The organism is Janthinobacterium sp. UMAB-60 (assembly GCF_900095235.1).
GTDB lineage: Bacteria > Pseudomonadota > Gammaproteobacteria > Burkholderiales > Burkholderiaceae_D > Janthinobacterium.
In genome coordinates, this window is the sequence record NZ_LT607487.1 from 232,811 (window position 1) to 242,785 (window position 9,975).

The following is a 9,975-nucleotide window of genomic DNA, read 5'->3' on the forward strand; positions in this document are numbered from 1 at the left end:
ACCAGCCTGAACGGGCCGGCGAATACCACCGCTAGGCATCGATGCGGTGATGGCGGACGGCGCCTGCCGTTCGCCTGCCAGGCCGTGCCGGGAGCGGAGTTAACTGTTTCTCTGCACGCGCACCACCAGCCATCCCGCCACGACCGTAAACGTGACGATGATGGCGACGATGATCCAGAAGCCCTGCGGGTGCTGGGCCAGCGGAATTCCCCCCACATTCATGCCCAGCATGCCGGCGATGATATTGATCGGCAAGGCCAGCACGGTGACGATGGTCAGCACGAACAGGCTGCGGCTGTTTTCCTCGTTGACCCTGGCGGCGATCTCTTCCTGCAGCAGCTTGATGCGTTCCTGTAGCGACGACATATCGCTGAGCACTACGGAAAATTCTTCCGTCGACTGGCGCAATTCCAGGCTGTCCAGCTCCGACACCCATGCCGGTGGGCGTTGCAGCAGGCGGAACAAGGCTGCCGGTTCCGGCGCCAGCAGGCGCTGCAGCCGCACCAGCACGCGCCGCATGGCGCCCAGGTCTTCGCGCTTGGGCACCAGGCGCCCGGCCAGCAAGTGATCTTCGATATCGTCGACCCGTGCCACGGCATCGCGCACGATGTTGACCAGCACGTCGGCCTGGTCGCGCAGCAGGTGGATCAGCAGTTCCACCGACGAGCGGATCGGCTCGTGGTTCTTGATGACGGCCTGGCGCAGCCGCTCGATCGACTGCAGCGGCGCGCGGCGCGCCGTGATGACGAGGTCTTGCGCCACGCTGGCCCACATGGTGGAAATGTCGGATGCTTCGAACGAGAAATTGTGCACCACATCGTTGACCACGGCGATCAGGGTGTTTGCCGCCTGTTCGATGCGCGTCGAGCGGGAGCCCTGATGCAGCGTTTCATAGAATTCGTCGGCCAGCTGCGTATGCGTCATCAGCCATTTTTCGCTGGCCGCATGCGATAAATTGAAATGCAGCCAGACGAATTCCTGCGCCGGCCTGGCCGCGCCATCGGCCAGCCAGGCCAGTGCGGCCGTCGAGTCGAGCGCCAGCGGCTGGGCCTCGCGGCCAAACAGGAAGCCCCAGACCAGGCCCGAGGTGTCCGAGCCGTAGGTAAAACCGGCAGTTTCCATCGCCATCGTGAATCTTTCTCGCGCAGTGTGATTGATCGTCGCGCGATTTTAATACATAGATATGTCCGGAAAATGACAAGGCCACCGCGATGGGTGGCCTTGGCGGGGACTACAACCGCGTGCTAGCTGCGGTTCGGGTTGTCCGGACGGCGGTCGTCGCGGTTCGGTACGCCATCGCCGTCGCGGTCGTGGCGGTTGCCATTGTCGCGGTCATAGCGGTTGGGGATGCCGTCGCGGTCGCGGTCGCCGTTCGGACCGCGTGGCGACCAGCGGCCTTGTTCCATCTGCCAGCGGCCATCGCGCTGGTTCCAGGCGGGCGGCGCATACACATAGCCGGGGCGTTCGGCGATCCACACGCCCGGGGCCCAGGCGTAGCGCTGGCTGCGCCATTCCCAATGGCCGGGCGCCCAGGCGTAGCCGTGGCGGGCGCGCGGGATGGCTTCGCGGCGCGGTGGCGGCGGGGCGATGCGGATGTCGTCATAGCGCACGGGCTGTAGCTGTGCGGCGACCCAGCCGCCACGGTCCAGGCGCCAGCGGTTGTTCTCTTGTATCCAGGCGGCGCGGCGGTACTGGTTGCCGCCGCGTTCGCGCAGCCATTCGCCGCCGGTCCAGACATGGCGCTGGCCATCCCAGTTCCAGTAGCCCGGTGCCCAGACATAGCCGGCGCGCGGTGCGGGCGCGCTTTCAAAGCGCGGCGGAGGCGGGGCGTTGCCGACGACAATGCTCACGCCGAGCTGATTCTGTGCCATCGCCTGCGCGGGCAAAAAGGCCGCGGTGCTGATGGCAAGCATGGCTGCTGCGTAGAGTGCGATGGGTTTCATGGTGTGCTCCATTTCGATGATTGCGTGAAATGGACTATAGGCGCTTGCCAGCGGTTTTTCGCCTTTGATTCAACTTATTACAATTGACACAATGCTGTGTGTCCGTGTATCCGTGGCGGATACAAATGGCGGCCTGGCGCGGTGCTCTTCAAACTGGCGCCAGGCGGCGTGGAGTCAGCATCGATGGCTCACAAGGTGCTGGCGGTGGCGTTGCCCAGCAAGGCCTGGCGTTCCTCGATCAGCGAGATTTTCTTTTCCTGTTCCGTCAGGCGCTTGGCGCTGACCACCACCACGGGGATGGGGTTCGCCTGCGCCGCAGCGGCCGTCCTGGCAGTCGATGGCTGCATGAAGCTGACGTAGCTGGCGCCGCAGGCGATGGCGACGGCGACGGTGAAGATGGCTTCCATGTTTTTCAAAGCTTTCATGATGGTTCCTTTCGGGGTGGCGGGTGGGTATGCATGCACTGTAGCCAAGGGCGCGCCCGCGCGCCATGCAGATGCGACCAGCCGTGGTTTTGGCGGGATGGCCTGCAAAAAAACGGCGCTGAAATGCCGCCGCACGGGGTCGGCGGGCGACCGCTTGAATTGAGGCCTAATTAGCCCTGTATCCGTGCATATGAATGCACTTGCCGCATGGCATTATTTGACACTGCGCGGTGTAGCGTGCGCCGCCGGCGCTCCTGCTAGAATCGCTACGGCAGCCAGTGCGCACACAATCATTCTCATCAGGAGTCACATATGTTCCAATTGTTTGGTTTTGGCGGCGCCCGCTGCCCGCGCTGCGAGCACAAGAACGGCGCTGCCGCCGGCTATTGCGCGCAATGCGGCTTGTCGCTGGGCGCCCCCGACAGCGACGCGGTGCTGCATGCCAACCAATGGCATCTTGCTGATGGGCAACTGGCCCTGTTCTTCGGCGTGCGCGAACTGTCCTCGCTGTTCGGCAGCGCGGCGCGGCGTCTGCAGGTACCCGCCGAGTCACGCGCCTGGATCGTGCAATCGGACGCTTTCACCTTGATACCGGCTGGCGACTACGACAGCGCCGCCTTCTTTGCGCGCCTGCCCGCGCTGCTGCCGGCGCGTCCGGCCGAAGTGCTGATCGCGCGCGCCGACGCCGTCAGCCTGGAATTCGACCTGCCCGGCCTGGCCAGCACGGAGCGGCTGAACGTCGCCGCCTCGCTGCGCGTGGACATCGCGCTGGGCCAGCCCGATGCGTTCGCGCGCCAGTTCATGCGCGCGCCGGGCGCCGTCACGCGCGCCCACCTGCACGCCTTGCTGTTGCCGTCCGTGCGCCAGATCGCGCTGGAATTCATCGGCAGCCGCGCGCTGCGCGAGATGGATGCGAATGCCGACCTGCGGCCGGAATTGAACGAACGCCTGCAATCGGCCCTGACGCAGCGCCTGGCGCCCAGCGGCCTGGCCGTGGCGGGCGTGGAAACGCTGAGCCTGCGGCACGACAAGCGCGCGGGCGAGGGCGATGCCGGCGCCTGCATCGGCACCCTGTGGCTGGGCGGCTTGCCGGCGCAGGAGCTGGAACAGCACAGCCTGGAACGCATGAAGCAGCTCGACCAGCTGTATGACGAGGAAGAGTGGCAGCGCATCCGCCGCGAAGAACTGGCGGCGCGCCATGCGCACCGGCGCGCCGAGCTGCGGCAGGATGCAACGGTGGAAAAGGCGGAGCTGGGCCACCAGGAAGCGGAGCGCCTGCAAGCGCTGCGCGGGCGCCAGATCGACCTGTACGGCCGCATCCTGGAAGCGAAATCGCGGCGCCAGGCGCTCGACCATGGCGCCGCGCTGGCGCTGGGCGAGCTGGAACAGGAACTGGCGCAGAAGGGCGCCCAGCGCGCCGATGAAACGGCCAACTGGGAACACGTGCGCGCGCTGGCCGCCATCAAGATGCGCAGTGAGCTGGAACTGTCGCAGCTGCACGGGCGCGAGCAGATCCAGCTGGCGCAGCAGCGCTTTACGCATCAGGTCCACTTGCAGTCGATCGCGCAGCAGATCGAGAGCGCGCTGCTGATCGATGACGAGACGGGACGCCGTACCCAGCTGGCGCGCCTGCGCCAGGCGGAGGCGGATGCGGCCCAGCGCGAGGCGCAGCTGGAGGCGGAGCAGCACCAGGCCGCCTGGCAGGGCCTGATGCTGGCGAATGCAGCGCGCAAGCGCGAGGCCGAGCGGGTGCAGGAATGGGAAGACCAGATGCAGCTGGCGCGCCAGCGCGAACTGCTGCGCGCCGAGGCGCACAAGGATGAAGCGGCCCAGGTGCAGGCGGGGGAGATCGCGGAAAAAGTGGCGGCGCTGCGGCGCGGCGGCGCGCGCGAGGACGCCATCGCGCAGCAGGAAAAGCTGTTGCGCACCATCGAGGCCGATGGCGTGCACGCGCGCCAGCTGCAGCAGCAAACGCAGCTGGCGCAGCTCGACGCGCTGGCCATCGAGGAACAGCGCCAGCAGCTGCGCCAGCTGGAACAGGAAGCGCAATGGCAGCGCGACTTGCTGGCCATGGCGCAGCAGCGCGAAAGCGATTACGCGCGCTGGAAGGGAGAATATGAAGCCCTGCTGGCGCAGCAGGCGCATGCGGCCGAACTGGCGCGTATCGACATCGACCGCATCGAGAAAATCGGCTCGCTGAGCGACACGGGCAAGGTAGCCATGGCCGCCGGGCAGAACGCGGCCGCGCTGGCGCAAGTGCTGAAGGTGCAGCTGCAGGCGGGCATGAGCGCCGAGCAGATCCACGCGCTGGCGGCGCTGGCGGCGGCCGAGAACAGCGTCGCGCCGTTGGATGCGCTGCGCATGGCGCAGGACAGCGTGGCGCAGGAGCGCAGTTACCTGGAAGGCCAGGCGGAACGCGAACGGCGCCAGCAGCTCGACCTGATCAACCTGCAGAACGCGGCGCACGCGCATGGCCTGTCGGCGCAGGCGCAGCTGGGCGTGGCCGTGGCGCAGGCGCTGCAGCCAGGCGCGGCCTCCGCCTCTGCCGCGCCAGCCCGCTGCAAGAACGGCCATGCGCAGCGCGCGGGCCATCCCGAAGACAAATTCTGCGCCGCGTGCGGCGTCGCCCTGCAGCCTTGATGGAAGCGTTTCACCCCAGATGATGCAAAAAGCACGAGACAAACTGCGGGAACTGCGCGCCCTCCACGACGACGGGCTGCTCAGCGAGCAGGAATTTGAACGCCGCAAGAACGCCATCCTCGACGCCGAGTACGCGCCGCCCGGCGCCGCGCCTGTGGCCGCGCCGCTGCCCGTGCGCCAGGGCACGGAACTGGGCTTCATGACGGGCCAGGAAATCGGCCCGCAAAACCGCCGCTACCGGCTCGAACGGCTGATCGGCACGGGCGGCATGGGGCAGGTGTGGCAAGCCACCGACCTGGCCACGCACGCGGAGCTGGGCAGCAGCGAAATGGTGGCGCTGAAGATCTTGCCGCCGCAGCTGACGCAAAGCGCCACGCACGCCAAGCTGCTGATCGAGGAAGCGACGCAGGCGAGAAAACTCGCGCATGAAAATATCGTGCGCGTCTACGAGTGGGCGCAGGACCCGGCCACGGCCAGCTATTTCATCATCATGGAATGCCTCGATGGCGAAGACCTCGAGCACTATCTGGCGCGCGAGGGCGCGCTGCCGCTGTCCAGGGTGCAGCAATTGCTGCAGCCGGTGGCCGAGGCCCTGTCGTATGCGTGGGAAAAGCACAAGCTGGTGCACCGCGACATCAAGCCGGGCAATGTCTTCCTGACGGCGAAGGGCGACGTCAAATTGCTCGACTACGGCATCGCTTCGCGCGTGCGCAATGCGGACAGCAGCCTGGCGCTGGACATGCCGAATGCGGGCACGCACGGTTATCGGGCGCCCGAGGCAGGCGCCAACCAGCGCCAGCCCAGCCCGCGCCTGGACGTGTATGCGGTGGCCGTGATGATCTATCAGATGCTGGAAGGACGCATGCCGTTCGACGACGCGCGCAGCGCCAGCCACCTGCCGTCGGCACCGCAAGCGCTGAACGCGCAACAGTGGCAGGTGCTGCAGAACGGTTTTTCGCTGACGGCGGAATTGCGGCCCCAATCGGTGCAAGCCTTGCTGGAAAATCTGGAACGTGCGGCCGGGCCGTCGCCCGAAGAACTGGCGGAACAGGCGCGCCAGCAGCAGGCGCGCACGGCGCAGCAACAACGGCAGGCGGCACTGGCCGCCGAACAGGCGCGCGAAGAAGAGATCAAGCGGGCCCGGATACGCCAGGAAGAACTGGACCAGCGCCGCAAGGCGGAAATCCATGCCGCTGCGCTGGAAAAGCAGCGGCAGGACAAACTGCGCCGCGAGCAGGAGGCGCAGCGCCATTTCGAAGCGGAAGAGGCGCGCAAGCTGCGCAAGGAAGCGCTGCGTGGCCAGTTGCGCGCGCGCCGCGAAGCCGATGCCGCCACGGCCCTGCAGGAACACCAGGAATTGCAGCGCAAGGCCCTCGTCGCCAAGGCGGAGGCGGCCTATCGCGCCGAGCAGGAACGGGCGCGTCGCGCAGAGGCCAGCCGCACCGCCGCCGCATCTGTCCCTGCGCCGGCATCCGCGCCGGCGCCAGAACTGGAATCGGAACCCGAACATGTAGAACCGGTGGCCAACGCCGAAGGCATCTTGCGCGACGATTTCCTCGATGGCGCGGGGCAGGGCCCGGAACTGGTGCTCATTCCCAGCGGCCGCTTCCAGATGGGCGCGCACGAGACGGAGCACAAGGCCGCCATCCAGGCCGGCTCGCAGCAGGCCTGGCTGGAACGCGAGATGCCGCAGCACTGGGTCGGCATCGAGCGCCCGTTCGCGCTGGCCCGGCATCCCGTCAGCGTGGGCGAATGGCGCGCCTTCGTCAAGGCGACCGGCTGGGCGGGCGGTTCCGAGACGGACTGGGACAATCCCGGCTTCGTGCAGAACGAGCAGCATCCGGTGGTGGGCGTGAGCTGGAATGACGCGCAGCTGTACCTGGCGTGGCTGAGCGAGCGCACGGGCCGGCGGTATCGCCTGCCCAGCGAAGCGGAGTGGGAATACGCGTGCCGCGCCGGCACGCGCACGGCCTTCAACGTGGGCGACACGATCAGCACCGAGCAGGCCAACTACGACGGCCTGTATGTCTACAACGGCGGCCCGCGCGGCGTGTACCGGGGCGGCACCAGCCCGCTGGGCAGTTTCGCGCCGAATTCCTGGGGCCTGTTCGACATGCATGGCAATGTGTGGGAATGGGTGCAGGACGTGGTGCACGACAATTACGAAGGCGCGCCCGCCGATGGCAGCGCGTGGGAAGAGGGCAGCGACAGCAGCCGGCGCATCCTGCGCGGCGGCTCCTGGCTGTACCACCCGCGCTACCTGCGCTCGGCCCTGCGCAACGGTTTTTCCACCGTGCTGTCGAACGACATCGTCGGTTTCAGGGTAGCGCGCACGCTCGATTAATTTATTGTTAAATCTGTCATCTTGGCGGATACTTCATGCACCCTAACCGTGCCGGAGTGTCCGTGTTCAAACGCCGCCTGCTGTCCATCGTGTTCGCCTGCCTGCCCGTCTCCGCCCTGGCCAGCGACTTGCCCTCCTATCCCTTCATCCATGCGACGGGCACTGCCTACAGCTTCGTCACGCCGGACCTGGGCGAGATCGACTTCGACGTCAGCGCCTTCGACCCCGCGCCGGACGTGGCCACGGCGCTGGTGCAGACGCGCATCGGGGAAATCAAGGCGCTGCTGGTGGAGCAGGGCTTGCCCGAGGCGGCGGCCGGCATCGAGGTGCGCGACGTGCGCAAGGAAATCCGCAAGGGCGCGGAACAGGATCCGGCCAACCCGCAGTACCTGATCAAGGCCAGCGTGCATGTCAATGTGGCGGACCTGTCGAAATGGCCCGCCGTCATGCGTCCGCTGCTGGCCATGCCCAACCTCGATGCGTTTGCCGTCACCTTCGGCGCCACCGAACGCATCCGCCTGGAAGAAGAATTGATGGGCGAAGCCGTCAAGGATGCGCAGCGCAAGGCCGACGCCATGGCGCGCGGCTTCGGCAAGCGCGCGGGCGCCGTGGCCGGCATCTCCTCGGACCAGCTGAAAAACCTGGGCAATGCGGTGGGCCTGGTGCCGTCCGACCGCTACCAGCGCGCCAACAGCCGCCAGCGGCAAAATCCCGACGACATGCTGGTGGTCACCGTCCTGAAGATGGCGCAGACGGTGGACGCCCTGTTCCGCATCAAATAGCCAGGTGCCCGGGGGCGGGCTGCGCAAAGCGGGCAAACGGTGTAAATTGTGGCTTTCCAAACGCATCAAGGAACGCCATGACCATCAAAGCCATCCGCGACCAGTCGCAACCCATGCGCCACATCGTGCACGTGCGCGATCACATCATTTCCGCCGACGCCTCGGTGGACGAAGGCGGCGGCGATTCCGGCCCCTCGCCGCACGACCTGTATGACGCGGCCCTGTCGGCCTGCAAGGCGCTCACCGTCGTCTGGTACGCCAGACACAAGGGCATCCCCCTGGAACACGTGGAAGTGTCGACCGAGCGCGATGCCAGCGACGAGCGCAAGGGCGTGTACCGCCTGGCCGCCACCCTGCACCTGAGGGGCGAGCTGACGGATGCGCAGCGTCAGGAATTGCTGGCCGCGGCCGGCAAATGCCCGCTGCATAAATTGATGACGGCTGTCACCACCGAAGTGACGACGGTGCTGGCATGAGCGCGGCCATCCTGAAAAGCCACGAAAAAGACCTGGGTGGCGGCTTCGTCGTGCGGCGTCTGCTGCCATCAAGCCAGAAACAGGCCGTCGGCCCCTTCATCTTCTTCGACCATTTCGGCCCCATCGACGTGGCGCCCGACGCCAACCACGACGTGCGCCCCCATCCGCATATCGGCCTGGCCACCGTCACCTATCTGTTCGAGGGCGCGATCGATCACCGCGACAGCATCGGTTCGTACCAGCGCATCGAGCCGGGCGCCATCAACTGGATGACGGCCGGGCGCGGCATCGTGCATTCGGAGCGCACGCCGCACGACCTGGCGGGCCAGCCGCACCGCACGCACGGCTTGCAGCTGTGGGCCGCGCTGCCGAAGGCGCACGAAGAGGATGAACCGAGTTTCACGCACACGCCGCAGGCCGATATTCCCGTCGTGGCGCTCGATGGCGCCGTGGTGAAAGTGTTGATCGGCTCGGCGTTTGGCCAGACCTCGCCCGTGCGCACCTATATGCGGACGCTGTACCTGGACGTGGCGCTGCAGGCGGGCAAGGAACTGCGGCTGGAGGGCTTGCCGGTTGAAGCGGCGATTTACCCGATCAGCGGGGAGGTGCTGGTCGATGGCGTGGCGCTCGTGCCGCATACCATGGCCTTGCTGGAAGCCGGTGCCGTGCCTGTCGTGACGGCAGGCGGCGGCCCGGTGCAGTTCGTCGTTATCGGCGGCGAGCCGCTGGATGGCCACCGCTATCTGTTCTGGAATTTCGTCTCGTCGAGCAAGGAGCGCTTGTCGCAGGCGGCCGACGACTGGAGCGCCCAGCGCATGGGACAAGTGCCGGGCGAGACGGAATTCATCCCGCTGCCGAAGGCGCCCCTGCGCCCGGCGACCTGAGTCCTTCTTAGAAACGCGCGCGCAAGGTCAGTTGCGCCTTGCGCGGCTCGCCATAGAAATTGCCCCACGCTGGCGCACCCACCGTCTGGTAGTAGCGCTTGTCGAGCAAGTTCGTCACGGACAGCGACGCCGTCCAGTTGCGGTCGATCTGCCAGGCGGCGCGCGCGCTCCACAAGGCATACGCGCCTTGCGCCACGGTCACGTCGCGCGTGGTGCGCGAGCTCTCCGTCTGGAAGTTCACGCCGCCGCCCACGCTCCACTTCTGCAAGGCGCCAGGCAGGCGGTAGTCGCTCCACGCGCGCAGCATGTGGCGCGGCGAGTAGGTGCTGGCGAACATCACGCCCGCATTCGATGTCTGCTCCAGATATTTAAAATTGTTCAGGGTGTAGCCGGCGAACAGCTGCCAGCCCGGCGCCACTTCGCCGCTGATTTCCGCGTCGACGCCTACACTGCGCACCTTGCCCGCCGAGAAATAGCACTC

General features: G+C 66.8%; 9 protein-coding genes. 5 read left to right on the plus strand and 4 right to left on the minus strand.

What is annotated here, in order from left to right; translation table 11 throughout:
• Positions 1 to 99: 99 nt before the first annotated feature.
• The 3 genes from K0F86_RS12520 to K0F86_RS12530 form a co-directional block, all read right to left on the minus strand.
• Positions 100 to 1,128 (minus strand): transporter, encoded by a 1,029-nt coding sequence (locus tag K0F86_RS12520; RefSeq protein ID WP_219134679.1) that lies wholly within the window; start codon positions 1,126 to 1,128, stop codon positions 100 to 102.
• Positions 1,129 to 1,244: 116 nt separating this feature from the next.
• Positions 1,245 to 1,943: a YXWGXW repeat-containing protein gene (locus K0F86_RS27850; RefSeq protein WP_306823198.1), complete on the minus strand. Its 699-nt coding sequence runs from the start codon at positions 1,941 to 1,943 to the stop codon at positions 1,245 to 1,247.
• Between the two features lie 188 nt (positions 1,944 to 2,131).
• Complete coding sequence (locus tag K0F86_RS12530) at positions 2,132 to 2,368, minus strand: hypothetical protein (RefSeq protein ID WP_219134680.1); 237 nt, start codon at positions 2,366 to 2,368, stop codon at positions 2,132 to 2,134.
• A gap of 312 nt (positions 2,369 to 2,680) precedes the next feature.
• On the opposite strand from K0F86_RS12530, the gene K0F86_RS12535 reads away from it, so the two are divergent.
• The 5 genes from K0F86_RS12535 (at position 2,681) to K0F86_RS12555 (ending at position 9,494) form a co-directional block, all read left to right on the plus strand.
• Complete coding sequence (locus K0F86_RS12535; protein ID WP_219134681.1) at positions 2,681 to 5,008, plus strand: hypothetical protein; 2,328 nt, start codon at positions 2,681 to 2,683, stop codon at positions 5,006 to 5,008.
• A 19-nt stretch (positions 5,009 to 5,027) separates the two neighbouring features.
• Positions 5,028 to 7,352, plus strand: a complete 2,325-nt coding sequence (locus K0F86_RS12540) for an SUMF1/EgtB/PvdO family nonheme iron enzyme (protein WP_219134682.1) — start codon at positions 5,028 to 5,030, stop codon at positions 7,350 to 7,352.
• Between the two features lie 35 nt (positions 7,353 to 7,387).
• On the plus strand, positions 7,388 to 8,134 hold the full coding sequence (locus tag K0F86_RS12545; RefSeq protein ID WP_219134683.1) for an SIMPL domain-containing protein: 747 nt from the start codon (positions 7,388 to 7,390) through the stop codon (positions 8,132 to 8,134).
• 77 nt (positions 8,135 to 8,211) lie between these two features.
• Positions 8,212 to 8,610: an OsmC family protein gene (locus K0F86_RS12550; protein ID WP_219134684.1), complete on the plus strand. Its 399-nt coding sequence runs from the start codon at positions 8,212 to 8,214 to the stop codon at positions 8,608 to 8,610.
• A complete protein-coding gene (locus K0F86_RS12555) occupies positions 8,607 to 9,494 on the plus strand; it encodes a pirin family protein (RefSeq protein ID WP_219134685.1) in 888 nt (295 codons plus the stop codon). The genes K0F86_RS12550 and K0F86_RS12555 overlap by 4 nt, the downstream gene beginning before the upstream one ends.
• 7 nt (positions 9,495 to 9,501) lie before the next feature.
• Here the strand turns inward: K0F86_RS12555 and K0F86_RS27510 are convergent.
• Positions 9,502 to 9,975 (minus strand): TonB-dependent receptor domain-containing protein (locus K0F86_RS27510; RefSeq protein WP_257572128.1); only part of this gene is annotated, 474 nt, incomplete at its 5' end.

What these genes read in the sequence shown, in the direction of transcription:
- K0F86_RS12520 (WP_219134679.1), bottom strand. Translation starts at nt 1,128, where the DNA reads ATGGCGATGGAAACTGCCGGTTTTACCTACGGCTCGGACACCTCGGGC.
- K0F86_RS27850 (WP_306823198.1), bottom strand. Translation starts at nt 1,943, where the DNA reads ATGAAACCCATCGCACTCTACGCAGCAGCCATGCTTGCCATCAGCACC.
- K0F86_RS12530 (WP_219134680.1), bottom strand. Translation starts at nt 2,368, where the DNA reads ATGAAAGCTTTGAAAAACATGGAAGCCATCTTCACCGTCGCCGTCGCC.
- K0F86_RS12535 (WP_219134681.1), top strand. Translation starts at nt 2,681, where the DNA reads ATGTTCCAATTGTTTGGTTTTGGCGGCGCCCGCTGCCCGCGCTGCGAG.
- K0F86_RS12540 (WP_219134682.1), top strand. Translation starts at nt 5,028, where the DNA reads ATGATGCAAAAAGCACGAGACAAACTGCGGGAACTGCGCGCCCTCCAC.
- K0F86_RS12545 (WP_219134683.1), top strand. Translation starts at nt 7,388, where the DNA reads ATGCACCCTAACCGTGCCGGAGTGTCCGTGTTCAAACGCCGCCTGCTG.
- K0F86_RS12550 (WP_219134684.1), top strand. Translation starts at nt 8,212, where the DNA reads ATGACCATCAAAGCCATCCGCGACCAGTCGCAACCCATGCGCCACATC.
- K0F86_RS12555 (WP_219134685.1), top strand. Translation starts at nt 8,607, where the DNA reads ATGAGCGCGGCCATCCTGAAAAGCCACGAAAAAGACCTGGGTGGCGGC.